This window comes from Kitasatospora sp. NPDC023176 (assembly GCF_055560495.1).
This window is the reverse complement of sequence record NZ_JBVHIP010000055.1, coordinates 18,589-41,374: the sequence shown is the minus strand read 5'-3', so window position 1 is coordinate 41,374 and position 22,786 is coordinate 18,589. Positions and strand designations below refer to the sequence as shown.

Here is a 22,786-nt window from a genome sequence, read left to right as displayed (position 1 = left end):
GGCGATGCGGACGCTGGACCACACCCGGGTGACGATCGCGGCGCAGGCGGTGGGGATCGCGCAGGGTGCGCTGGACTACGCGAAGGGCTATGTGCAGGAGCGCAAGCAGTTCGGGAAGGCGATCGCGGAGTTCCAGGGTGTGCAGTTCATGCTGGCGGACATGGCGATGAAGCTGGAGGCCGCGCGGCAGATGACGTATGTGGCGGCGGCGAAGTCGCAGCGTGGGGACGGGGATCTGACGTTCTTCGGTGCGGCGGCGAAGTGCTTCGCGTCGGACGTGGCGATGGAGGTGACCACGGACGCGGTGCAGTTGCTGGGTGGTTACGGCTACACGCGGGACTACCCGGTGGAGCGGATGATGCGGGACGCGAAGATCACGCAGATCTACGAGGGCACCAACCAGGTCCAGCGGATCGTGATGGCCCGCAACCTGCCGTAGGCCCGTCAGGCCCGCTCCTTCCGAACGGCCCCCGACCGCTGGTTGCGCGGTCGGGGGCCGTTGGTCGTCCGGCATCGCGCCTTCCTGGACGGATCGGCCGCCCGGATGTCATAAATGATCGTCAACTCGTTTGCGGAGCACGACGATTGCGGGAGTCAACCCATCATGAGCAGCACCCCCGAGCAGCAGGCCGACGGCAGGGTCTGGCTGATCACCGGCGCCAACTCCGGCTTCGGCCAGGCGATCGCCGAGGCCGCGCTGGCCGCCGGCGACACCGTCGTCGCGGCCGCCCGCCGCCCCGAGACGCTGGCCGACCTGGCCGCCGCCCACCCGGGCCGGCTGGTCCCGGTGCGGCTGGACGTCACCGACCAGGAGCGGATCCCCGCCGTGGTCGCCGAGGCCGTCCGGCGGCACGGCCGGATCGACGTCCTGGTGAACAACGCCGGGCGCGGCCTGATCGGCGCCGTCGAGGAGTACACCGACCGCGACCTGCGGGACCTCATGGAGCTGCACTTCTTCGGCCCGGCCGCGCTCACCCGGGCCGTCCTGCCGCACATGCGGGCCCAGGGCAGCGGCGCCGTGGTGCAGATGAGCAGCATGGGCGGCCGCTTCTCCTTCCCCGGCGTGGGCGCCTACTCGGCCACCAAGTTCGCGCTGGAGGGGCTCTCCGAGGCGCTGGCCCAGGAGGTGGCCGGCTTCGGGATCAAGGTGCTGATCGTCGAGCCGGGCGCGTTCCGGACCGGCTTCGCGGGCGGCGGCGCGCTCGCCCAGACCACCCCGATCGACGCCTACGAGCCGGTGATCGGCCCGGTCCGCACCGGCCTGCCGGACTCCGACGGCAAGCAGCCGGGCGACCCGGCGAAGGCCGCCGAGGCGATCCTGACCGCCCTGGCCGCCGACCGGACCCCGCTGCGACTGGCCCTCGGCTCCGACGCCGTGGACGCGATCCTCGGCAACCTGGCCGCCGCCCGCACCGAGACCGACACCTGGGCCGCCGTCGGCCGCGGCACCGACTACCCGGCCGGCGCCTGACCACCGCACCCCCCGCGGCCCGCCCGGGAAGCCGGGCGACGGCGGGCAGCCGAGTTGCCTAGGCTGCCCGCCATGCCTGTCACGCCCGCCACACCCGCCACGCTCAGCCTCGCCGTGCTCACCCCCGCGAACATCGACGCCGCCCTCGCCCTGCGGGTGCGACCCGACCAGGAGGGCCTGGTCGCACCGGTGGCGACGTCGCTGGCCGAGGCGTACGTGCACGGGGAGACGGCCTGGCCCCGGCTGATCCTGGACGGCGATCGGCCGGTCGGCTTCGTGATGGCCTTCTTCGACGTGGCCTTCCACCCCGACCGCCCCGACGACCGCCCCCGCTCCGGCCTCTGGCGCCTGCTGATCGACGCGGGGCGGCAAGGCGGTGGCTACGGCCGCTTCGCCGTCGAGCAGGTCTGCGCGGAGATCCGCCGCCGCGGCGGCGCCCGTGCGACCGTCACCTACCACCCGGGTCCGGACGGCCCGGCCGGGTTCTATGCCCGGCTGGGCTTCCGGCCGACCGGTGAGCTGAGCGGCGGCCAGGAGGTCGCGGAGGCCGAGCTGTAGGGCCGGTGCGGTGGGGGGCTCAGTCGAGCAGGGCGGCGGCCTGCTCGCGGGCCTGGCGCAGCCAGCCGGCCCGTTCGGCGGCGGGGGAGTCGGTGACGGTGCGGAACACCGTCCGCCGGACGTCGGTGACGCCGACGTACGGCAGCACGCAGGCCGCCCAGATCCGCTCCAGCGGGTCGCCGAACTCCTCGCGCTCCCGGGCCTCGGGGGTGTCCGAGGTGTTCAGCACCAGGGCCCGGCCGGCCCGCAGCAGTCCGGCCGGTTCGCCGTCGGCGGTGCCGAGCTTGTAGGCGACGCCGGGGACCAGCACCCGCTGCACCCAGCCGGTGAGGACGGCGGGCGGCATGCCCCACCAGTTGGGGTGGATCAGCACCAGGGCGTCAAGGGTGGCCACCTCGGCGCGGTGCAGGGCGAGTTGGGGATCGACAGCGGCCCCGGCGTCGTCGACCGTACCGGTCTCCCCGGCGGTGAGCAGCGGTGCGAACCCGTCGGCGTAGAGGTCGTGGGCGAGCACCTCGCAGCCGCGTCCGCGCAGTTCGTCCACCACGGCCTCGTGCAGTGCGTGGTTGAAGCTGCCCGGCCGCGGGTGCGCCAGGTAGACCCCGATCCGGCTCATGTCCCCGCCTTCGCTCATGGTGGGCCCCCTCAGAGTGTTGGAGGCCGATGCTACTGGGGCCCGCGGCGGTCAGTGTGGCGTGCGGCCGGTCGGCGTCGGACCGTCCGACGGGGGTGTCGTCGGACATGGTCCGGCCCGCTCGTCATCCGGACGCGCATGGTGCGTGCGCGTGCATGCACCAGGACTGTGTGCACGCGCACGCAACCTCGGTACGATGAACGGCATGGACCGCGCCGATCTCACCCTGGGCCCGCTGTCGGATCAGGACCACGCCTTCTACGGCCTGGTCTGGGCGGGCACCACCCTGGCCGCCCGGATCGACCGGGAGCTCACCCGGGTCCACGGGCTGCCGCTGTCCTGGTTCGAGGTGATGCTCTGGCTGAACGGCCAGCGGGAGCCGGTGGCCGCCTCCGACCTCGGCGCCAAGACCATGCTCAGCCGCAGCCAGGTCTCCCGGGTGGTGGACGCCCTGGCCGGGCGCGGACTGGTGTCCCGGGCGCCGTCCGCCTCGGACGCGCGCTCGGTGCGGATCGAGCTGACCGAGCAGGGCCGCGCCGCCTTCGCCGAGGCCGACGCCACCCGGCGGGCCGTCCTCGCCCCGGTCTTCACCGACCGGTTGGACGAGGGGGACATCGCGGCCCTGGAGACGGTCTGGCGCAAGCTCAAGGCCTGAGCGGCAAGCGCGAGGCCTGAGCGCCGCGCTACGCCGCCGCCGGCTCCCCGGAAGCGGCCGCGATCACCTCGTCCAGCACCCCGCGCGAGCGCAGCAGGTCACCGATCATCCGGTCGATCCGGTCCCGCTCCGCGGTGAGCTCCTCGACCAGTACGGGCGTGGCGGTATCGCTCGGAGCGCCGTCGCAGTCCCGCATGCAGGGCAGGACCTTCTGGATGGTGCGGCTGTTCAGCCCGGCGGCGAACAGCTCCTGGATGTGCACCACCCGGTCCACCGCCGCCTCCGGGTACTCCCGGTGGCCACCCCCGGTGCGCCGGGCGAACAGCAGGCCCTGCTGCTCGTAGTACCGCAGCGAGCGTTCGCTCACGCCCGTCCGCCGGGCCAGTTCGCCGATCCGCATGCCGCCCACCCCACCGGGTCGAAGAAGTCGAGGAGTCCGAGGCCTGAAGCCGCCGCCGATGCTAACTCCCGCCGCCGCCGAGCGCCCCGGAAAATCCGCGGCCGGCGGCGTGTTCGCGCCGGGCCGGCCCTAACACGCCGCCGTGACCTCGGGGTCCGAGGGGGCGGCGCGCGACGCGGGGCCGCTCGTGCCATGATCCCTGCATGGGTTCCAACGTTTTCTTCGACATCACCATCAACGACGAGCCGGCCGGCCGCATCGTCTTCAAGCTCTTCGACGACGTCGTCCCGAAGACCGCGCGCAACTTCCGCGAGCTGGCCACCGGCCAGAACGGCTTCGGCTACGAGGGCTCCGGCTTCCACCGCGTGATCCCCGCCTTCATGCTGCAGGGCGGTGACTTCACCAACCACAACGGCACCGGTGGCAAGAGCATCTACGGCGAGAAGTTCGCGGACGAGAACTTCCAGCTCAAGCACACCAAGCCCGGCCTGCTGTCGATGGCCAACGCGGGCAAGAACACCAACGGCTCGCAGTTCTTCATCACCACCATCGTCACCGACTGGCTGGACGGCAAGCACGTCGTCTTCGGCGAGGTCGTCGAGGGCATGGACGTCGTGAAGAAGATCGAGGGCCTCGGCTCGCAGAGCGGCCGCACCTCGGCCGTCATCAAGATCGCCAAGTCCGGCGAGGTCGCCTGATCACCGTCCTCCGGGACCACTGACGCGCCACCGCCCCGGAGTGGGGAGTCGGACCTGTCCGACCTCCCCACTCCGGGGCGGTGGTGTTTTCCGCAGCCCGCAGCCCGCAGCCCGCAGCCCGCAGCCCGCAGCCCGATGCCCTAGGTCGAAGGACCGATGGCCGAACGCCCGTCGCCCGGGTGGAATGGGCGGGTGGATCACGAGAAGGCGTACGAGGGGCTGGCACCGGCGGTACGGGCGGCGTACCTGGAGCGGATCGGGGTGACGGAGCCCGGGCCGCCCTCGGCCGAGGGCCTGGCGCGGCTGCAGGAGGCGCACCTGCGCGCCGTTCCGTTCGAGAACCTGAGCATCCACCTCGGCGAGCCCGTGGTGCTGGAGCCGGCGGCGCTGGTGGCGAAGGTGGTGGACCGGCGGCGCGGTGGTTTCTGCTACGAACTCAACGGCGCCTTCGCCGAGTTGCTGCGTTCGCTGGGGTACCGGGTGAGCCTGCTGGCCGCCCGGGTCTTCGACGGGGAGCGGCTCGGTCCGCCGTTCGACCACCTGGCGCTGCGGGTCGACCTGGACGAACCCTGGCTGGTGGACGTGGGGTTCGGCCGCTTCACCCGGCTCCCGCTGCGGCTGGACGGGCGCGGCGAGCAGCCCGACCCGCACGGCACGGCGGTGATCCGCCCGTTCGGCGGGCACGGCGTCCTGGACGTCGTCCTGGACGGGACGCCCCAGTACCGGATCGACCACGGCACCCACCCGCTGGCCGACTTCGGGCCGACCTGCTGGTGGCAGGCCACCTCGCCGCAGTCCCCGTTCACCCGTGCGGACACCTGCTCGATGCTCACCGCGGACGGCGGCCGGACCACCCTCAGCGGCACCCGGCTGATCCGGACCGCCGCCGACGGCAGCCGCACCGAGGAGCAACTCACCGACGCCGGCGCGCTGTCCGCGTACCGCGAGTACTTCGGCATCGTGCTCGACCGGCTGCCGGCCGCGGCGACCCGGGCACCGGCTGTCGCGGCTACTTGAAGTCCGGCACCGTGGTGTCGTTCTTGAAGGCCTCGAAGACCTGCTTGGACTTGGCGGCGTCCCACTGCACCGCGGACTCGCCGGTCTTGGTGTGGTAGTCGGCGTTGCCGATCGGGACGGTCATGGTCTTGCCGCCGCCGCCGTTGACGTCCTTCATGGCGAGGAAGAGCGAGCCCAGGTCGGTCAGTCCGCAGTCGTCGTCGACGATCAGGGTGCCGAGCGCCGAGTCGACCAGCGGGTAGAAGGTGAACGGGTTGAGCATGGTGCCCGGGGAGGCGGCCTGGTGGGCGAGGGCGCCGAGGAACTTCTGCTGGTTGCGCATCCGGCCGAGGTCCTGGTCGGCCATCTGGTGGCGCTGGCGGACGAAGGCCAGGGCCTGGACGCCGGTGAGGGTCTGGTCGCCGGCCTTGAGGTCGAGGCCGGAGTCCCTGTCCTTGATGTCCTGGTCGATGTGCATCTCGACGCCGCCGATGGAGTCGACGATGCCGGCGAACCCGGCGAACCCGATCTCGGCGTAGTGGTCGATGCGGATGCCGGTGTTCTGTTCGACGGTCTGCACCAGGAGCCGGCCGTTGCCGGTGGCGAAGGCCGAGTTGATCTTCGAGCTGGTGGCCTTGACGGTCTTGCCGGCGCTGGTCTTGAACTCGGGGATCGGCACCCAGGAGTCGCGCGGGATGCTCATCAGGGTGTTCCCGTGGTCCCCGATGTGCAGGACCATCATCGAGTCGCTGCGCTTGCCCTCGACGTCGTGGCCGGTGTGCATGGTGTCCATCTGGGACTCGCTGAGGCCGTCGCGGCTGTCGGAGCCGACGATCAGCCAGTTGGTGCCCTTGCCGGCGGCCGGACGGCCCGGGTAGTCGGCCAGCACGTTCTCGTGGTTGAGCTTGGAGTCCGCCCAGAACCAGGTGGACACCGAGGTCACCAGGACGGCGATCAGCAGGCCGAAGACCGTCCACTTCACGATCCGCCGCCGCGGCCAGCGCCGGGCCTGGGCGCCGGCCGGCCGCGCACCGCCGGGGCCGCCCGGGCCGCCGGGCCGACCGGGTCCGCCGGGGCCGCCCGCGCCGGGGCGTCCGGGACCGCCGGGGGCGGTCTGTGGCGGGACGCCGCCGAGGCGGGACGGCGGCTCCGGCTGCCGCGGGCCGGGCGCGCCCGGCCCGCGGGGGCTCAGCGACGCCGGCAGCGGCGGCTCGGCCGCCGCACCGCCGCCGTTGCCTCCGTAGGGGTTCCCTCCGCCGCCCGGGCGGCCCTCCTGCCACGTGTTCATGCCGTCGAGGATGCCCGACCCCGCTGCGGCTGACTCCCCCCGGGGCCCCCGCCAGGCCTCTTGTAGCAGTTTTGATGCACGCGCCGGATCGTTCCGGCGCGAAACGCGCCCGTCACCTCCGTTCCGCCTGCCGAAACGATTCTTGACCGGTTCGAACGCACCGTGTTTGCATTTCGGACATGGACCAGAGTCGGGCACTCACGCGTCGGCGGCACGTCGACCTGCAGCGGGTGTCCGGTTCGCTCTGTCGTCGCTGAAGCGCGCCCGTCGAGCACACCGACCACCGTCCGCAGCAGCCGAGCAGAGGCCGCTGCGAAGCGCTCCCGCTTCCAGCCAGAGGTGAACCATGGCCACCGTCCTGTCCGTTTCCGGCTCCCCCTCCGCCACCTCCCGCACCACCCGGCTGCTGCGCCACGTCGACGCGCGCCTGGTGGACCGCGGCCACCGGGTGATCCCCCTCGAGGCCCGCAGCCTGCCCGCGCACGCGCTGCTCTCGGGCGACTTCGACCACCCCGCGATCGTCGCCGTCACCGAGCAGTTCGCCCGCGCCGACGGCGTGGTCATCGGCACCCCCGTCTACAAGGCCGCCTACTCGGGCCTGCTCAAGGCCCTGCTCGACGTGCTCCCGCAGTACGCGCTGGCCGGCAAGGCCGTCCTGCCGCTGGCCACCGGCGGCTCGCCCGCGCACGTCCTCGCCGTGGACTACGCGCTGCGCCCGGTGCTCAGCTCGATGGGCGCCGGCCACATCACCCAGGGCTGGTTCGTGCTCGACCGCCACATCACCGCCGGGGAGGACGGCGCGACCCTCGTCGAGTGCGAGACCGACGCCCAGCTCGTCCCGGTCGTGGAGGGCTTCGCCGACGCCCTCGAACGGCTGGCCGCCCCGGTGCCGGTCGGCTGAGCGCCGGCCCGCGCGACCCCGTACGGGGCGACCCCGACAAGGCCCGCGGCACCCCTTAGGGGGAGGGGGTGCCGCACCCGTAGAACCTTGGTTGCAGCGCTTCATTCCGACGGAGGACGAGCCGTCCGAACCCGGCTCCTAACGTGGATCTCACGTCCCCACCCCTCCGAAAGCGACCCGGTTCCGTCGGGTCCGCGGCCCGACCGTGTCGGGAGGGTGGGGGTCAACGGGTGGGCCACTTCTGAGGAGAATCCAGTGACGACGGCAGCAGCCGTGTACGACCCCCAGCTTCCCGGCGGACCGTCCGCCGTCGCGGCCTCGGCCCGCCAGGTGACCAAGGCGTACGGATCGGGCGAGACCAAGGTGACCGCCCTCGACGCGGTCGACGTGGACATCCAGCGCGGTCGCTTCACCGCGATCATGGGCCCCTCGGGCTCCGGCAAGTCCACCCTGATGCACTGCCTGGCCGGGCTGGACACGGTCAGCGCCGGGCGGATCTGGATCGGCGACACCGAGATCACCGGCCTCAAGGACAAGCAGCTGACCAGGCTGCGCCGGGACAAGATCGGCTTCATCTTCCAGGCGTTCAACCTGCTCCCGACCCTGAACGCGCTGGAGAACATCACCCTGCCGATGGACATCGCCGGCCGCCGGCCCGACCAGGCCTGGCTGGACCAGGTGGTGGAGACCGTCGGCCTGGCCGGCCGGCTCAAGCACCGCCCGACCCAGCTCTCCGGCGGCCAGCAGCAGCGCGTCGCGGTGGCCCGCGCGCTGGCCGCCCGCCCCGAGATCATCTTCGGCGACGAGCCCACCGGGAACCTGGACTCCCGGGCCGGCGCCGAGGTGCTGACCTTCCTGCGCCGCTCGGTGGACGAACTGGGCCAGACCATGGTCATGGTCACCCACGACCCGGTCGCCGCCGGCTACGCGGACCGCGTGCTGTTCCTCGCCGACGGCGTGATCGTCGACGAGATGCACGCGCCGACCGCCGACTCCGTCCTCGAACGCATGCGCCGTTTCGACGGCAAGCGCACCAGCTGAGCGGCGGGACGACGAAACCATGCTGCTCAAGACCTCACTGCGGAGCTTCTTCGCCCACAAGGGGCGGATGGCGCTCTCGCTCGTCGCCGTCGTGCTGTCGGTCGCCTTCGTGTCCGGCACCCTGGTGTTCTCCAACACCGCCACCAGCACCTTCTCCAAGCTGTTCGCCGCCACCGCCTCCGACGTCTCGGTCCAGCCGCCCAAGCCAGCCGACGACGAGGAGCCGCCGGCCGGGGACAAGCCCGCCACCGTCCCGGCCTCGCTCGCCCAGCGGATCGCCGCGGTGCCGGGCGTGAAGACCGCCGTCGGCCAGGTCATGGTCGGCAACGCGATCCTGGTCGACCCGGCCACCAACAAGCTGGTCGGCCCGACCACCGGCGCGCCGACCCTGCTCGGCAACTGGACCGACACCCCGCGCAACCCGGTGCGGATCACCTCCGGGCACGTGCCGCAGAACTCCGGCGAACTGGTGCTGGACGCGGACACCGCCAAGAAGGCCAAGCTCGGCGTCGGCGACCGGATCCGGGTCGACAACGCCGGCGGGCAGCACCCGTACACGATCGCCGGCATCGCCACCTTCACCACCACCAACCCGGGCGCCGCGCTGGCCTTCCTGGACACCCCGACCGCCCAGCAGGTGCTGCTCGGCGAGCAGGCCTACACCTCCGTCGAGGCCTTCGGGGACGGCAGCCGCAGCGACGACCAGCTCAAGGCCGCCGCCCTCGCCGAGGCCGGCCCCGGCTACCAGGTCAAGACCGCGGCCGAGCAGAAGGACGAGAACACCAAGTCGATCGGCAGCGGCCTGAACTTCATGAAGTACGCGATGCTCGGCTTCGCCGGCATCTCGCTGATCGTCGGCGGCTTCCTGATCATCAACACCTTCTCGATGCTGGTCGCCCAGCGCACCCGCGAGATCGGCCTGCTGCGCGCCATCGGCGGCAGCCGGGCCCAGGTGAACGGCTCGGTGCTGGTCGAGGCGCTGATCCTGGGCGTGCTCGGCTCGACCCTCGGGGTGGCGGTCGGCCTGGGCGTCGCGGTCGGGCTGATCAAGCTGATGAACGCGATCGGCATGGACCTCAACGCGGGCGACCTGGAGATCGGGCCCGACGTCTTCGCGGCCGGCTACGCCGTCGGCATCCTGATCACCGTCATCGCGGCCTGGATCCCGGCCCGCCGGGCCAGCCGGATCGCGCCGATGGCCGCCCTGCGCGACCACGGCACCCCGGCCGAGGCCCGCTCCAACCTCGTCCGGTCGGTCCTCGGCGTGCTGCTCACCGCGGGCGGCGCCGGCCTGCTGGTGCTCGCCGGTACGGCCGACAGGGCGGGCACCGGCGGCGAGTACCTGGGCCTGGGCCTGCTGCTCACCCTGGTCGGCTTCGTAGTGCTCGGCCCGCTGCTGGCCACCGTCGTCATCAAGGTGCTCGGCGCCCTGCTCCCGGCCCTGTTCGGGCCCTCCGGCAAGCTCGCCCAGCGCAACGCGATGCGCAACCCGCGCCGGACCGGCGCCACCGCCGCCGCCCTGATGATCGGGCTGGCGCTGGTGATCGGCTCCTCGGTGTTCAGCGCCTCGGCGGTCAGCTCGGCCAGTGCGCAGATCGACAAGTCGGTGGGCGTGGACTACATCATCGCGGGCGGCCGGACCCCGGTCACCGCGGAGATGATCGACGCGGTGAAGCGGACCCCGGGCATCGACCACGTCACCACCCAGGAGAACTTCCAGCGCGCCAAGGTCCAGCTGCCCGGCGGGCAGAGCGCCAAGACGGACCTGACGGCAGTGCCGGCCGCCTTCTTCGGCACCGACTTCCACCCCACGGTCAGCTCCGGCGCGGTGGAGGCGGTGGCCCGCGGCTCACTCGGGATCGGCGAGAACTTCGCCAAGGACCACGGGCTCAAGGTCGGCGACCAGGTGACCGTCGACTACGGCAGGGGCCGCACCCAGGCACTGCCGGTCGGCGTGGTGTTCCAGAAGGGCGGACTGCTGGGCGACGGCGCCTTCGTCGGCCTGGACACCCTGACCAAGGTCGTCCCGGCCGCCGAGCAACCGCCGGTGTGGACGTTCTTCGCCAAGGCCTCCGCCGGCACCGACGTCGCCAGGACGCTCACCGCCCTGGAGAACGCGCTCCAGCAGTACCCGCAGCTGACGGTCAAGGACCAGGCGGGCTACAAGGAGCTGATGCAGTCCCAGATCAACACCCTGCTCTACCTGATCTACGGCCTGGTCGGCCTGTCGATCACCGTCGCGGTGCTCGGCGTGGTCAACACCCTGGCGCTGTCGGTGGTGGAGCGGACCCGCGAGGTCGGCCTGTTGCGGGCGATCGGGCTCTCCCGCCGCCAGCTGCGCCGGATGATCCGGCTGGAGTCCGTGGTGATCGCGCTGTTCGGCGCCGTCCTCGGCACCGGGCTGGGGCTGGCCTGGGGCGTCACCGCCCAGCGGGTGCTGCGGGACCAGGGGCTCGGGACGCTCTCCGTCCCGACCACCACGGTCGTGGTGACGCTGGTCTCCTCGCTGGTGATCGGTCTGGTCGCCGCCCTCGTTCCGGCCTTCCGGGCCGGACGCATGAACGTCCTCGCGGCCATCGCGACGGACTGACCCGGCGACGGGGGACGTCGGGTCGACCCACGGGGGAACCGGGGGGAACGGGGGGCGGGGGCCGGGTGCGCACAAGCACCCGGCCCCCGCGCCGCCGGACCGCCCGGGCCGTCGGCGGCACCCGGTGAACCCGGTCCCGAGGACCGGCTCCCGCCCTGTTCACGGCCGTTCACCGCGCGCTCCGAACCTGCGCCGAACCTGCACTGTTCCCCCGCCGATTCGGACCCGGCGGAACGGGGCGGTACGGTGATCTCGATCACGGTGCCGGTGCCGCCCCCTGGGGGACCGGGAACCGACGAACCGGGACGAGACGGAGACGCGTCGGCACCGGTACGGTTGGCCCCGATGAACACCAAGGCTGCTGAGGAGCTGCCGGCTGTTTCCGTGATCATGCCGGTGCTCAACGAGGAACGACACCTGCGCACGGCGGTCCGGCGCATCCTGGATCAGGAGTACCCGGGACCGATGGAAGTGGTGATCGCCCTCGGTCCCTCCACCGACCGCACCGCCGAGATCGCGGCCGAGCTGGTGGCCGAGGATCCGCGGGTGCGCACGGTGGAGAACCCCACCGGCCGCACCCCCGCGGGGCTGAACGCCGCGATCCGGGGCTCGCAGTACCCGATAGTGGTGCGCGTGGACGGCCACGGCCTGCTCACCCCCGGCTACATCACCACGGCGGTCCGGCTGCTCGGCGAGATGGACGCCGCCAACGTCGGCGGCATCATGCACGCCGAGGGCGAGACCGAGTGGGAGCACGCGGTCGCCGCCGCGATGACCTCCAAGATCGGTGTCGGCAACGCGGCCTTCCACACCGGCGGCCTGGCCGGCCCGGCGGACACCGTCTACCTCGGGGTGTTCCGGCGCGAGGTGCTGGAGCGGCTCGGCGGCTACAACGAGGAGTTCATCCGCGCCCAGGACTGGGAGCTGAACTACCGGATCCGCCAGGACGGCGGACTGGTCTGGTTCACCCCGCAGCTGAAGGTGACGTACCGGCCCCGGCCGTCCGTCCGGGCGCTGGCCAAGCAGTACAAGGACTACGGCCGCTGGCGCCGGGTGGTCACCCGCTACCACCGCGGCTCGGTCAACCTGCGCTACCTCGCCCCGCCGAGCGCGCTGCTCGCGGTGCTGCTCGGCCTGGTGCTCGGCGCCGCCGTCCATCCGGCCTTCCTGGCGGTGCCCGGCGTCTACCTGCTGGGCATCCTCGGCGGCGCGGCGGTCGAGGGCCGCGGCCTGTCCTTCCGGGCGAAGGCGCTGCTGCCGGTGGCGCTCGCGACCATGCACCTGAGCTGGGGCTTCGGCTTCATCACCTCGCCCCGCTCGCTGGCCCGCCGGGTGATAAGGAGCATCGGCCCGTCCTCGAAGGACGTGCTCTCCCAGGCGGGTTGACCCCTGGAGCGGCTACCGTCGGGGCGCATGGGGACAGTTGAGGACGACGCGGCCGCGGCCCGGATCGCACCGGGCGCGGACGTCGACGAGCGGGCCGCGATCGGCGCCGGCACGAGGGTCTGGCACCTGGCCCAGGTCCGCGAGGACGCGGTGGTCGGCGCGGACTGCGTGATCGGCCGCGGCGCCTACATCGGCCCGGGCGTGCGGATCGGCGACCGGGTCAAGGTGCAGAACCACGCGCTGGTGTACGAGCCGGCGGTGGTCGAGGACGGCGTGTTCATCGGCCCGGCCGTCGTCCTGACCAATGACCGCCACCCCCGCGCGGTCACCCCCGACGGCCGGCTCAAGGGCCGACTCGACTGGCACGCCGAGCCGGTGACGCTCCGCCAGGGCTGCTCGATCGGCGGCCGCGCGGTGCTGGTCGCCGGGGTGACGGTGGGCCGCTGGGCGCTGGTCGCGGCCGGGGCCGTGGTGCACCGGGACGTCCCGGACTTCGCCCTGGTGGCCGGCGTGCCCGCCCGCCGGATCGGCTGGGTCGGCCGGGCCGGCGAGCCGCTGCGCCCGGCCGGCCCAGGGCTCTGGAACTGCCCCCGGACCGGCGAGGGTTACCGCGAGACGGACGGAACGCTCAGGCCGGTGTAGCTACTTGGCGCACACGTCCTCGTCGTCCGCCTGCACCCGCTGGAGGTCCTTGGGTGCCTCGGCCGGCTGCTGCGGCGCGGCCGCGAGGACGTCCTTGCCGAGCACCAGCAGCAGCGGGTCCTTGGGGCCCGCCTTCGGGTTGGGCCGGACGGCGTCGGCGGGCAGCCCGAGGGCGGCGGCCAGCGCGGCGGCCGCGGCCTCCTGGCCGGCCGGGTGGGACACCGTGGTGCTCGCGGCGGGCGGCGCGTCGGATCCGACCGCGGCCCGGGCGAAGCCCTTGGCCTTGAGCTTGTCCACCGTCGGCCCGGACTGGCCGCGGGTCCCGCTGCCGTTGCGCACCGTGACCTGGACGTCCTTGGCGTCCACCGCCGGGGTGGTGGCGCTCGGCGCCGCCGGGGCCGGTGCGGCCGGGGTGGTGGCTCCGGCGGGCGGGGTGGCCGTCTCGGTCAGCGAGCGGTCGCCCGCGATCATCGAGAACACCTGCCCGGCGTCCGGCTGCCGCAGGATCAGCCGGTCCTCGTCCTTGGGGTCGTCCAGCACCGGCACGGTGGTGAAGGTGATGTTCTTGGTGTCGACCTTGCTGATGTCCTGGGTCAGGTCCTTCAGCTTGTCGACGCTGCCGATGCCGGAGTCCACGGTGAGCGCCTTGGTGGCGGCGTCCGCGAGCTGGTAGAGCTTGCTCGGGCTGGTCAGGGTGTCGTCGCTCTTGATCTTGCGGATCATCGAGCTGATGAACTGCTGCTGGAGCGGGATCCGGGTGAGGTCGCCGCCGAAGCCGACGGCGTGCCGGGTGCGGACGAAGGCCAGCGCCTCCTCGCCCTGGACGACGTGGCGGCCCTTGGACATCTTCAGGTGCGAGTCCTTGTCGTCGATGTCCTTGGCCGCGCAGACCTCGACCCCGCCGACGGCCGTGGAGAGCGTCTTCACCGCCTCGAAGTTGACCTGGACGAAGTGGTCGACCCGGATGCCGGTCATCTTCTCCACGGTCTTCCAGGTGCAGCCCGCGTCGCGCCCGCCCTGGCCCAGGCTGTTGTTGAACATGTCCCGCGCCGAGCCCGGTATCTTCTTGCCGGTGGTGTCCTGGCACTCCGGGATCGGCACCATCAGGTCGCGCGGGATGCTGACCACCGTCGCGTTGGAGCGGTCCTTGGCGACGTGGAACAGCAGGGTGGTGTCGGCGTGCCCGGTGCTGCCCGCGTCGCCGTAGTCGCGGCCGAGGCCCTGCCGGCTGTCGGTGCCGATCACCAGGATGTTCAGCGCGTCCCCGGCGGCCTTGGGCCGCTCCTCCTCGTTGCCCAGCTGGACCTTGACCGAGGTCAGGTTGCTGTTGAAGTGCTGGTACAGGTAGTACGCCCCGCCGCAGCCCGCGACCATCACCAGGGCGCCGGTCCCCGCCGTCCACTTGAGCACCCGTCGGCGCCGCTGCCGCTTGGCGGCCGCGGCCGCCCGCCGCCGGGTGTCCCGGCGGCCCGCACCGGCCCCCGTGGCGGGCGTCGCCGCGGGGGCGGAGCCCCCGCCACGCTGCTGCCGGGGGATCCTGCCGGCCGGGTCAGCCCGGTACTGACCGGTTTCCGGCTGCTCCTCGTACACGGGGAATCCCCACCTCCGACCGGTCACGGCTGCGGCCCGCCCGTACTGGCGGCCCGATCCGGACACACTAGACGAGCCGAACGGCGTAATCGATCCGGGTGTGATCTCCGTCATGCGAGAGCAATGCGCCGGTAAAGCGGTGGCCCGGGCGGCATTTCCCGGAAGGGCGCCGCCGACCTGCGGCGCGGCCCCGGTCAGTGCTGCGCGCAGGCGTCCACGTCGGCGGTGCGTCCCTCGAAGGTGGGCGAGGCGCTCGCCGAGGGTGACGCGGCCGTGCCGTCCGAGCCGGTGCCGGAGACGGCCCCCGGGCTCGCCCCGGCGTCCGGTGCGGGCGTCGAGCCGGGCGGCCGGACGGCGACCGGCCGGTCGTTCCGCAGCGCGTCGAACAGCTGGGCGGTCTGCGGCTGGACGAACTCGTCCCGGTCCGAGTCGTAGCGGTACGGGCGGCGCGGCGCGGTCAGGAACACCACGTCCGGCGACGGGATGCCGCGCAGGTCCTGGGTGAGGTCGTACAGCGCGCCGAGCGAGGACAGGCCGCCGTCCGCCTTCACCGAGGAGGTGGCCGCGTCCAGCACCGGCCACAGCTTGCCCGGGTTCAGCAGCACCCCCTGCGACTGCACCTTGCGGATCAGCGAGGCCAGGAACTGCTGCTGACGGCCCATCCGCTGGGTGTCGGAGCCGTCGCCCAGGCTCTCCCGGGCCCGGACGTAGCCGAGCGCCTGCTCGCCGTGCAGCACCTGACGGCCGGCCGGGAGGTCCAGCCTGGCGTCCTTGTCGTGGATCGGCTGCGGCACGCACACCTCGACCCCGCCGATCGCGTCGACCATGGTCTTGAAGCCGCTGAAGTCGAGGATCACGTAGTGGTCGATCCGGATGCCGGTCAGCTGCTCGACGGCACGGATCGAACAGGCCGGACCGCCCAGCTCGAACGCCCAGTTGAACTGCATCGTCCCCGGCTTGCTGCGGCTGCCGTCCGGCTTCTCGCAGGAGGGCACGGTGACCATGACGTCGCGCGGGACGGAGACCGCGGTCGCGTGCTTCCGGTCGGCGGCCAGGTGCACCAGGATCGTGGTGTCCGAGCGCTGGGTGCCGGCGGCGCCGCCGTACGAGGAGTTGGCACCGGAACGGTCGTCACTGCCGATCAGCAGGATGTTCTCGGCGCCCTTGGCCCCGGCCGTACGGCTCGGGCGTTCGCCCTCCAGCTTGGCCAGCAGCTGGTCGGTGGCCGCGTCGGTCCTGATGTTGCCGTCCAGCTTGCGGTACGCGATCCAGAGCAGCGCGCCGGTCGCGACCAGCAGGAACGCGACGGCGCCGGCGGTGATCATCAGCCACCGCCGGCGCCTGCGCGGGCGTCCGGGTGCGCTCGGGGGAGCGTGCTTCGGGGGAGTCTCGTCGGTCGGGGGGTGCTCGGTGTCGTCCTCGGCCATGGCGGGGATCCCTACCCGCCGGGACGCCGCCGGGGTCAGGCCAGGCGCACAGTCACCCGTTCGGACTCGGCCCGCTTCTCCCACTGCTTGTCGTCCAGCCCCTGGGAGTTGCGGCACAGCACCACCGAGGCGCCGGCCGCCAGCGGGGCCAGCAGGCCGGCCTCCAGGCCCGCCCAGTCGTCGAAGGAGCGGGTGGACATCACCCGGTCCCCGGGCTGGAGGCCGAGGCGCACCGCGCCCTCCCGGGCCAGCGCGACGGTCTGCTCACCGGTCAGCTTCAGCGGCAGCCCGTCCACCGAGGTCTCCAGGGCCGGGCCGTCCGGGGCGACGGGGGAGTACGGGGCGAAGCGGTCGCCCTGGCCGGGCACCTCGGCGGCGTAGTCGAGGAAGCCGTCCGGGCGGTGCGGAAAGCGGCCGCCGAGCGGGCGCAGGGCGAGCGCCACCCGCTCGCCCTCGCACGCCTGGGCGGCCTCCAGGCCGTCCGGGCCGCTCACCACCAGGTCGGCGGCGGCCGGCTCGCCGGCCGGCACCGCCGTCACGCCGACCGACCAGCAGGCCAGCAGCCAGACGGCGCTCTGCCAGTGGGCGGGCAGCAGCAGCGCGGCGCGGTCGTCCGGGCCGGCGTTCAGTTCGTCCTGGAGGAGGTTGGCGGTCTTGGCGACCCAGTTGTCGAAGGTCCGGGCGGAGAGCTCCACCCGTTCACCGGTGGCGTCGTCGTAGAAAGTGACCAGCGGGGCCGCGGGATCAACCGAAGGGGTGCCGCCGCGCAGGTATGCGTGCAGCAGCTCGACGGGGGTGCGGGCATCGGCAGCGAATGGCGCAGTCATGGTGCGCCCCAGCCTACGGCCTTCGGGTGGCAGGCCGGGAGGGGTGGCCGAGCGGGCGCGAGGCGGCGTGGCGGGCGGTCCGGTTTGCGGCGACGATCCCCTGTATGCGCCTTTCCAACCAGGCTGCGCGCCTATCCGACAAAGCCGTGCGCCTTTCCGACCAGGCCGTGCGCCTCCCCCTCAGAGCCGTGCGCCTCCCGTTCCCGGCCGCGCTGCTCGCGGGCTGCACCGCCATCCTGCTGCTCCAGCCCGCCCCGGCCGCCGCCGCCATGCCCCTCGCCTCCGCCACGCCCCTCGCCCCCGCCGAACACCGGGACTTCCCCGGCGGCGGGACGACCGTCTCGCTCCCGCTGCCCGCCGGCACCGGGCTCGCGCCGAGCACCACCCGGCCGTTCGAACTCCTCGGCGTCGGCTGGGACGGACCGGCCGGTGCGTTGGCCGGCGGGACCGTCCGGGTCCGCACCCGGGACGCGGCCACCGGCCGCTGGGGCGACTGGCACGCCCTGGAGGCCGACACCGAGGACGGCCCGGACCGCGCCCCGCACGGTGCCACCGCCCCGCTGTGGACCGGCCGCAGCGACGGCGTCGCCGTCGAGGTCCGGCCCGGCCCGGCCGGACCGCCGCCCGGGCTGCGGCTCGAACTGGTCGACCCCGGCGACGGCGCGCCCGCGCCCGCCGCCACCCGGACCCTGCCGGCCGCGCCCGGCACCGTCGCGGGCGGTCACCAGGCGCCGCGCCCGGCGATCGTCACCCGGGCGGGCTGGGGCGCCGACGAGTCCATCCGCGAACCGGGCTTCGAGTACACCGGCCCGGTCCGCGAGGTCTTCGTCCACCACACCGCGACCGCCACCGACTACGCCTGCAGTGACGCCCCCCGGGTGATCAGGTCGATCTACCAGTACCACGTCAAGACCAGCGGCTGGCGGGACATCGGCTACAACTTCCTGGTCGACCGCTGCGGCACGATCTACGAGGGCCGGGCCGGCGGTGTCGACCAGCCCGTCCACGGCGCCCACACCCTCGGCTTCAACACCGACTCCTCCGGCGTCGCCGCGATCGGCACCTTCGTGGACACCGCCCCGCCCCAGCCCGTCCTGGACGGCCTCGCCGCCCTCGCCGCCTGGAAGCTCGGCCTGGACGGCCGGGCCGCCGACGGCCACACCAAGCTCACCTCGGCCTCCGACGCCAGCCGCTACCCCAAGGGCACGGTCGTCGACTTCGCCGCGATCTCCGGCCATCGCGACGCCTTCAACACCGAGTGCCCCGGCAACGCCCTCTACGCCCGGCTCCCCGCCCTGCGCTCGGCAGCGGCCGGGCTGCAGGACTCGTAGCCGCCCGACTCCCGCTTCCCCCAGGGCCGTTCCGCCGCGCGGCCCGGCCTGTCGGTGCCCCCGCGTATCGTTCATAGCCCCAGGGACCACGGGAGGCGACGGCAGTGACGGGCGGCAGCGAGGCGGTGCGGCGCTGGCGGCCGGGCTTCCCGCTCGATCCGGTCCGGACCTTGCTGCCACTGCGCCGGGGCCCCGCCGACCCCTCCTACCGCACCACCGGCGACGGCGCCGTCTGGCGTGCCTCCCGCACCCCGGCCGGCCTGGGCACCCTGCGGGTGCTGCCGCACCCCGGCGCGGGCGAGGTGGAGGCGACGGCCTGGGGCCCGGGCGCCCAGTGGCTGCTGGAGCGGCTGCCGGTGCTGCTCGGCGCCGAGGACCACCCGGAGGCGCTGGTGCTGCCGCCCGGCCCGCTGCGGGACGCCCAGCGCCGTACGGCGGGGGTGCGGCTCACCCGGACGGGCCTGGTCCTGGAGTCCCTCGTCCCGGCGATCCTGGAGCAGAAGGTCACCACCGACGAGGCCTACCGCGCCTGGCGCACCCTGCTGCGGGACTTCGGCGCCCCGGCGCCGGGGCCGGCCGAGGGCATGCGGGTGGCGCCGTCGGCCAGGGAGTGGGCGATGGTCCCGAGCTGGGAGTGGCACCGGGCGGGCGTCGACCCCAAGCGCTCGGCGACGGTGCTGCGCGCGGTGCGGCTGGCGCCGCGCCTGGAGGAGGCCTCGGCGATGGGCCACGAGGAGGCCTTCGCCCGGCTGACGGCCGTCCCGGGCATCGGCGTCTGGACGGCCGCCGAGACCCTCCAACGCAGCAACGGCGACCCGGACGCGGTCTCGGTCGGGGACTTCCACCTCCCCAACCTGGTCGGCTGGGCCCTGGCCGGCCGCCCCCGCAGCGACGACGTCCAGATGCTCGCGCTCCTGGAGCCCTACCGCCCCCACCGCCACCGGCTCTGCCGCCTCCTGCTGGCCACCGGCACCCACGCCCCCCGCTACGGCCCGAGGCTCACCCCCAACGACCACCGCCGCCGCTGAGCGGCGCGCGGGGAGCCGCTACCGGACCTCGACGAAGGCGTCGGCGCTGCGGTCCGGGCGGGCCCGGGGCGGTTCGGCGGGGCGGCCGACGGCGACGGCGCCCATCGGGTCCCAGCCGTCCGGCAGGTCCAGGGTGGCCCGGACGGTGTCGCGGCAGAACATCGTGGAGGACACCCAGGCGGAGCCGTAGCCCTCGCCGGTGAGGGCGACCAGCAAGTTCTGCACGGCGGCGCCGGCCGCGACGGTGAACATCTCCCGCTCGGCGGCGGCCCGGCGCGGGTCCGGGTAGTCGTGCGAGCCGTCCATCACCAGGCAGGGCACCACCAGGTACGGCGCGTCGCGCAGGACGTCGCCGCGGGCGGTGCGCCGGGCGATCCGGGCGTCGTCCCAGCCGTCGAGTTCGCGCAGGTCGCGCTGCCAGGCGGCGAGCATGGCGTCGAGCAGCCGGGTGCGGCTCCGTGCGGACTCCAGCAGGACGAAGCGCCAGGGCGTGGTGTGGTGCGGGGCGGGCGCGGTGACGGCGGCGGCCACCGCGCGCCGCACGGCGGCCGGGTCGACCGGTTCGGCGGTGAAGGAGCGGACGGTGCGCCGCAGGGTGACGGCCTGGCGCAGCGCCTCGGAGGTGCCGATCCGGAACATGTCGTCGGCGGCGGGCCGCACCAGCGGCCGGGTGCCGGCGCCGTCCTCGTCGGTGACCAGGTGGCCGAGCCCGCGCACCACGGCGACCGGGACGCCGCTGGCCTTGCCCTTGACCAGGTCGGCGGCGGCGGCCAGTTCGTCGGCGGTCGCGGTGACGGTGAGCATCAGCTCGTTGCCGTGGCTGTCGGTGCGCCCCCGGTGGTCCTCCAGGACGGACAGTCCGGCGGCGCCGATCGCGACGTCGGTGAGCCCGTTGCGCCAGGGCCGGCCGAAGGTGTCGGTGACGACGACGGCCAGCCGGCGGCCGGTGAGCTGCCGGAGCCGGGCGCGCAGCGCACGCGCGGAGGCGTCCGGGTCCTCGGGCAGCAGCAGCACGGTGCCGGGGGCGGTGTTGGAGGCGTCGACCCCGGCGGCGGCCATGACGAAGCCGTTGCGGTTCTCCACGATCCGGATCGGTCCGCGCCGGGCGACCACCCGGACGGTCTCGGCGTCTATCGCGGCGTCGCGGTCGGCGGCGTGCAGCAGCCGACCCTCGGCCTTGCTGACGATCTTCGAGGTGACCAGCAGGATGTCGCCGTCCCGGTACGTCCCGGCCTTGGCGATCAGCCCGGCGAGGTCGGCCCCGGCCTCGATCTCGGGGATCCCGTCGACCCTCAGGACCTCCAGCGCCGCCGTCACTTGCGGACCTGCTCCGCCAGCGCCAGCGCCGCCCGCGCCATCTCGGCGGTGGCGTCGACGTCGGTCATCAGCAGCGGGACGGCCCGGCAGGCGATCCCGGCGGCCTCGACGGCGTCGACGGCGGCCGCGTCCGCGGTGTCCACCAGCCAGCCGTCGATCAAGCCCGCCCGCCGCCCGCCACCACCCTCGTTCGAGCTGCCACGCAGCGCTGTCCTGCTGCCGTAGTCCAGCGCGACCGCCTCGGCGGTGGCCTCGACGCCGACGGCGGCGAGCACCTTGTCGGCCATGCCCCGCACCGGGGCCCCGCCGATGATCGGGGAGAGCCCGACCACCGGCGCGGGGGCGGCGGCGACGGCCTCCCGGATGCCGGGGACGGCGAGGATGCTGCCGATCGAGACGACCGGGTTGGACGGCGGGAGGAGGATGACGTCGGCCTCGGCGATGGCCTCCAGCACGCCGGGCGCGGGCTTGGCGGTGTCCGCGCCGACCGGGATGATCGCCTCGGCGTCGACGGCGGCGTGCAGCTTGACCCAGTACTCCTGGAAGTGGACCGCCCGGGTGCCCTGCTCGTCGGTGATCCGCACGTGGGTCTCGACCCGGTCGTCGCTCATCGGCAGCAGTCGCACGCCGGGCTTCCAGCGCACGCACAGCGCCTCGGTGACCTGGCTGAGGCTGTACCCGGCGGTGAGCATCTGGCTGCGGACGAGGTGGGTGGCGAAGTCCCGGTCGCCGAGCCCGAACCACTCGGGGCCGACGCCGTACTCCTTCATCTCCGCCTTGATCGACCAGGTCTCGTCGGTCCGGCCCCAGCCCTGTTCCTCGTTGATCCCGCCGCCGAGGGTGTACATCACGGTGTCGAGGTCGGGGCAGACCTTGAGGCCGTAGAGGTGGATGTCGTCGCCGGTGTTGCCGATGACGGTGATCTCGTCCTGCGGTCCGACCGCCGCGAGGAGTCCGCGCAGGAAGCGCGCCCCGCCGATTCCGCCTGCCAGTGCCACGATGCGCATGGGGTCATCCTGCCACGGTCGGACCTTCCGTCAGCTCGCGCTCAGTGCTGCTCGGCCCGGGCCCGCGGCTGGGGCTCCGGGTGCTGTTCCGGGACGGCGGTGGCGGCGCCGTACTGGTTCATCTCGGTCAGGCCCGGGGTGTAGAGGTGGATGGAGACGGCGGGTTCGAGGGCGCCGTTGACCACCTCGTGCAGGTAGCCGGAGGAGAACACCCGCTGCCCGCCGGGGCGCAGGGCGCGGGCGGCCTCGCCGCTGTGGGTGAGGGAGCGTTCGATCAGCTCGCCGCGGACGACGGTCATCACGCCGGAGGACTCGCCGTGGTCGTGGAAGCCGCTGCTCTGGCCGGGCAGCCAGCTGAGCAGCCAGACCTCGTAGCCGGGGCCGGTCTCCAGTCGGGCGTACCAGCGGGTGAGGGCGTCGTAGCGGACCAGCGGCTCCCAGCGGGCGCGGTCGGCGGCGATCTCACGGACCAGTCGGGCGTACCCGGCGACGGTGGTGGGGTGGCCGGGCAGGTCGGTGCGGGCCAGGTGCGGGAAGGCGAGCGGGTCGCCGGCGATGGAGACGTCGCTGAGGCCGTCGGCCCAGCGGTGCCGGTCGGCGCGGCCGGGGGTGTGGTGGGCGGAGAGGCCGCGGCGGGTGAGCTTGTTGCGGTCGCGGTTCCGCTTGCGGATGCGGATCTTGCGCACGGGAGTCGTCCTCGGATGGGTCGGCTGGTCGGGGAGCAGCCGGATCCGGGATGTCCTGGGGCGGGATTCGCGGGCGGCCTCTGTGCTTCCTGGTGGCGGCGCGCGGTGGGACGCGGGCGCCTAGATACAGCAGGAACAGAGGCGACAACAGGAGTTCACGGCACGGCGGAGCGTGGAACCGCTCCGGGGGCTGGCGAACTCTGACATAGAGCACAGGACACCGCATGCGCGGGGCCGGTGTCAAACGGGATGATGCGGCATTCGAGTGGGTTAGGTCCGGATCTTTCCCGGATGGGGTGATTCATCACTCTCT

The 22,786-nt window shown here is 73.6% G+C and carries 23 protein-coding genes; 14 read left to right on the top strand and 9 right to left on the bottom strand.

Annotation, left to right across the window (positions count from 1 at the left end; genetic code table 11):
* The 3 genes from ACZ3YL_RS39760 to ACZ3YL_RS39750 form a co-directional block, all read left to right on the top strand.
* On the top strand, positions 1-439 hold a 439-nt coding region (locus tag ACZ3YL_RS39760; protein WP_465662480.1), incomplete at its 5' end, for an acyl-CoA dehydrogenase family protein.
* A gap of 165 nt (positions 440-604) precedes the next feature.
* Positions 605-1,471 carry an oxidoreductase gene (locus ACZ3YL_RS39755; RefSeq protein ID WP_188307109.1) on the top strand — a complete coding sequence of 289 codons (867 nt, stop codon included), beginning with the start codon at positions 605-607 and terminating at the stop codon, positions 1,469-1,471.
* Between the two features lie 72 nt (positions 1,472-1,543).
* Positions 1,544-2,029 carry a GNAT family N-acetyltransferase gene (locus ACZ3YL_RS39750; RefSeq protein ID WP_188307108.1) on the top strand — a complete coding sequence of 162 codons (486 nt, stop codon included), beginning with the start codon at positions 1,544-1,546 and terminating at the stop codon, positions 2,027-2,029.
* Between the two features lie 19 nt (positions 2,030-2,048).
* Here ACZ3YL_RS39750 and ACZ3YL_RS39745 read toward each other — a convergent pair whose 3' ends face one another.
* Positions 2,049-2,663, bottom strand: a complete 615-nt coding sequence (locus ACZ3YL_RS39745; RefSeq protein ID WP_223242824.1) for an NAD(P)H-dependent oxidoreductase — start codon at positions 2,661-2,663, stop codon at positions 2,049-2,051.
* A 205-nt stretch (positions 2,664-2,868) separates the two neighbouring features.
* On the opposite strand from ACZ3YL_RS39745, the gene ACZ3YL_RS39740 reads away from it, so the two are divergent.
* Positions 2,869-3,318, top strand: coding sequence for a MarR family winged helix-turn-helix transcriptional regulator (locus tag ACZ3YL_RS39740; RefSeq protein WP_188307107.1), 450 nt, complete (start codon positions 2,869-2,871; stop codon positions 3,316-3,318).
* Positions 3,319-3,346: 28 nt separating this feature from the next.
* On the opposite strand, the gene ACZ3YL_RS39735 is transcribed toward ACZ3YL_RS39740, so the two are convergent.
* The gene (locus ACZ3YL_RS39735; RefSeq protein WP_188307106.1) at positions 3,347-3,718 is read right to left on the bottom strand and encodes a MerR family transcriptional regulator; all 372 of its coding nucleotides are present in this window, start codon (positions 3,716-3,718) and stop codon (positions 3,347-3,349) included.
* A 203-nt stretch (positions 3,719-3,921) separates the two neighbouring features.
* On the opposite strand from ACZ3YL_RS39735, the gene ACZ3YL_RS39730 reads away from it, so the two are divergent.
* On the top strand, positions 3,922-4,416 hold the full coding sequence (locus ACZ3YL_RS39730; RefSeq protein ID WP_188307105.1) for a peptidylprolyl isomerase: 495 nt from the start codon (positions 3,922-3,924) through the stop codon (positions 4,414-4,416).
* A gap of 192 nt (positions 4,417-4,608) precedes the next feature.
* Positions 4,609-5,433, top strand: a complete 825-nt coding sequence (locus ACZ3YL_RS39725; protein WP_465662475.1) for an arylamine N-acetyltransferase family protein — start codon at positions 4,609-4,611, stop codon at positions 5,431-5,433.
* Here ACZ3YL_RS39725 and ACZ3YL_RS39720 read toward each other — a convergent pair.
* On the bottom strand, positions 5,426-6,700 hold the full coding sequence (locus tag ACZ3YL_RS39720; protein ID WP_465662473.1) for an LCP family protein: 1,275 nt from the start codon (positions 6,698-6,700) through the stop codon (positions 5,426-5,428). The genes ACZ3YL_RS39725 and ACZ3YL_RS39720 overlap by 8 nt on opposite strands.
* Positions 6,701-6,879: 179 nt before the next feature.
* Between ACZ3YL_RS39720 and ACZ3YL_RS39715 the strand changes: the two genes are divergently transcribed.
* From ACZ3YL_RS39715 to ACZ3YL_RS39690, 6 genes are all read left to right on the top strand, one after another.
* A complete protein-coding gene (locus tag ACZ3YL_RS39715) occupies positions 6,880-6,957 on the top strand; it encodes a putative leader peptide (RefSeq protein ID WP_350517968.1) in 78 nt (25 codons plus the stop codon).
* A gap of 89 nt (positions 6,958-7,046) precedes the next feature.
* Complete coding sequence (gene ssuE / locus ACZ3YL_RS39710; protein WP_465662471.1) at positions 7,047-7,601, top strand: NADPH-dependent FMN reductase; 555 nt, start codon at positions 7,047-7,049, stop codon at positions 7,599-7,601.
* A 255-nt stretch (positions 7,602-7,856) separates the two neighbouring features.
* Complete coding sequence (locus ACZ3YL_RS39705) at positions 7,857-8,642, top strand: ABC transporter ATP-binding protein (protein ID WP_188306518.1); 786 nt, start codon at positions 7,857-7,859, stop codon at positions 8,640-8,642.
* A gap of 19 nt (positions 8,643-8,661) precedes the next feature.
* A complete protein-coding gene (locus ACZ3YL_RS39700; protein ID WP_465662469.1) occupies positions 8,662-11,232 on the top strand; it encodes an ABC transporter permease in 2,571 nt (856 codons plus the stop codon).
* Between the two features lie 345 nt (positions 11,233-11,577).
* Positions 11,578-12,618, top strand: a complete 1,041-nt coding sequence (locus ACZ3YL_RS39695) for a glycosyltransferase family 2 protein (RefSeq protein WP_188306520.1) — start codon at positions 11,578-11,580, stop codon at positions 12,616-12,618.
* 27 nt (positions 12,619-12,645) lie between these two features.
* Complete coding sequence (locus ACZ3YL_RS39690; protein ID WP_188306521.1) at positions 12,646-13,260, top strand: acyltransferase; 615 nt, start codon at positions 12,646-12,648, stop codon at positions 13,258-13,260.
* Here the strand turns inward: ACZ3YL_RS39690 and ACZ3YL_RS39685 are convergent, their stop codons facing one another.
* The 3 genes from ACZ3YL_RS39685 to ACZ3YL_RS39675 form a co-directional block, all read right to left on the bottom strand.
* Positions 13,261-14,850, bottom strand: coding sequence for an LCP family protein (locus ACZ3YL_RS39685; protein WP_465662466.1), 1,590 nt, complete (start codon positions 14,848-14,850; stop codon positions 13,261-13,263).
* A gap of 194 nt (positions 14,851-15,044) precedes the next feature.
* A complete protein-coding gene (locus ACZ3YL_RS39680) occupies positions 15,045-16,277 on the bottom strand; it encodes an LCP family protein (protein ID WP_465662465.1) in 1,233 nt (410 codons plus the stop codon).
* A 35-nt stretch (positions 16,278-16,312) separates the two neighbouring features.
* Positions 16,313-17,104: a TIGR03089 family protein gene (locus tag ACZ3YL_RS39675; protein WP_188307864.1), complete on the bottom strand. Its 792-nt coding sequence runs from the start codon at positions 17,102-17,104 to the stop codon at positions 16,313-16,315.
* Between the two features lie 188 nt (positions 17,105-17,292).
* On the opposite strand from ACZ3YL_RS39675, the gene ACZ3YL_RS39670 reads away from it, so the two are divergent.
* Together ACZ3YL_RS39670 and ACZ3YL_RS39665 are read left to right on the top strand one after the other, a co-directional pair.
* Complete coding sequence (locus ACZ3YL_RS39670; RefSeq protein WP_465662463.1) at positions 17,293-18,435, top strand: peptidoglycan recognition protein family protein; 1,143 nt, start codon at positions 17,293-17,295, stop codon at positions 18,433-18,435.
* 104 nt (positions 18,436-18,539) lie between these two features.
* Positions 18,540-19,463, top strand: coding sequence for a DNA-3-methyladenine glycosylase family protein (locus ACZ3YL_RS39665; RefSeq protein WP_465662461.1), 924 nt, complete (start codon positions 18,540-18,542; stop codon positions 19,461-19,463).
* 18 nt (positions 19,464-19,481) lie between these two features.
* On the opposite strand, the gene ACZ3YL_RS39660 is transcribed toward ACZ3YL_RS39665, so the two are convergent.
* From ACZ3YL_RS39660 to ACZ3YL_RS39650, 3 genes are read right to left on the bottom strand one after another with little or no spacing between them, the layout of a single operon-like run.
* Positions 19,482-20,780: a coenzyme F420-0:L-glutamate ligase gene (locus ACZ3YL_RS39660; protein ID WP_188307397.1), complete on the bottom strand. Its 1,299-nt coding sequence runs from the start codon at positions 20,778-20,780 to the stop codon at positions 19,482-19,484.
* Complete coding sequence (gene cofD, locus ACZ3YL_RS39655; protein ID WP_465662458.1) at positions 20,777-21,787, bottom strand: 2-phospho-L-lactate transferase; 1,011 nt, start codon at positions 21,785-21,787, stop codon at positions 20,777-20,779. Before cofD ends, ACZ3YL_RS39660 begins: the two co-directional genes overlap by 4 nt.
* Before the next feature lie 41 nt (positions 21,788-21,828).
* Positions 21,829-22,344 (bottom strand): cysteine dioxygenase, encoded by a 516-nt coding sequence (locus ACZ3YL_RS39650; protein ID WP_188307399.1) that lies wholly within the window; start codon positions 22,342-22,344, stop codon positions 21,829-21,831.
* Positions 22,345-22,786 lie beyond the last annotated feature (442 nt).

What these genes read in the sequence shown, in the direction of transcription:
- cofD (WP_465662458.1), bottom strand. Translation starts at nt 21,787, where the DNA reads ATGCGCATCGTGGCACTGGCAGGCGGAATCGGCGGGGCGCGCTTCCTG.
- ACZ3YL_RS39735 (WP_188307106.1), bottom strand. Translation starts at nt 3,718, where the DNA reads ATGCGGATCGGCGAACTGGCCCGGCGGACGGGCGTGAGCGAACGCTCG.
- ACZ3YL_RS39755 (WP_188307109.1), top strand. Translation starts at nt 605, where the DNA reads ATGAGCAGCACCCCCGAGCAGCAGGCCGACGGCAGGGTCTGGCTGATC.
- ACZ3YL_RS39690 (WP_188306521.1), top strand. Translation starts at nt 12,646, where the DNA reads ATGGGGACAGTTGAGGACGACGCGGCCGCGGCCCGGATCGCACCGGGC.
- ssuE (WP_465662471.1), top strand. Translation starts at nt 7,047, where the DNA reads ATGGCCACCGTCCTGTCCGTTTCCGGCTCCCCCTCCGCCACCTCCCGC.
- ACZ3YL_RS39675 (WP_188307864.1), bottom strand. Translation starts at nt 17,104, where the DNA reads ATGACTGCGCCATTCGCTGCCGATGCCCGCACCCCCGTCGAGCTGCTG.
- ACZ3YL_RS39695 (WP_188306520.1), top strand. Translation starts at nt 11,578, where the DNA reads ATGAACACCAAGGCTGCTGAGGAGCTGCCGGCTGTTTCCGTGATCATG.
- ACZ3YL_RS39745 (WP_223242824.1), bottom strand. Translation starts at nt 2,663, where the DNA reads ATGAGCGAAGGCGGGGACATGAGCCGGATCGGGGTCTACCTGGCGCAC.
- ACZ3YL_RS39730 (WP_188307105.1), top strand. Translation starts at nt 3,922, where the DNA reads ATGGGTTCCAACGTTTTCTTCGACATCACCATCAACGACGAGCCGGCC.
- ACZ3YL_RS39750 (WP_188307108.1), top strand. Translation starts at nt 1,544, where the DNA reads ATGCCTGTCACGCCCGCCACACCCGCCACGCTCAGCCTCGCCGTGCTC.
- ACZ3YL_RS39720 (WP_465662473.1), bottom strand. Translation starts at nt 6,700, where the DNA reads ATGAACACGTGGCAGGAGGGCCGCCCGGGCGGCGGAGGGAACCCCTAC.
- ACZ3YL_RS39740 (WP_188307107.1), top strand. Translation starts at nt 2,869, where the DNA reads ATGGACCGCGCCGATCTCACCCTGGGCCCGCTGTCGGATCAGGACCAC.
- ACZ3YL_RS39715 (WP_350517968.1), top strand. Translation starts at nt 6,880, where the DNA reads ATGGACCAGAGTCGGGCACTCACGCGTCGGCGGCACGTCGACCTGCAG.
- ACZ3YL_RS39700 (WP_465662469.1), top strand. Translation starts at nt 8,662, where the DNA reads ATGCTGCTCAAGACCTCACTGCGGAGCTTCTTCGCCCACAAGGGGCGG.
- ACZ3YL_RS39680 (WP_465662465.1), bottom strand. Translation starts at nt 16,277, where the DNA reads ATGGCCGAGGACGACACCGAGCACCCCCCGACCGACGAGACTCCCCCG.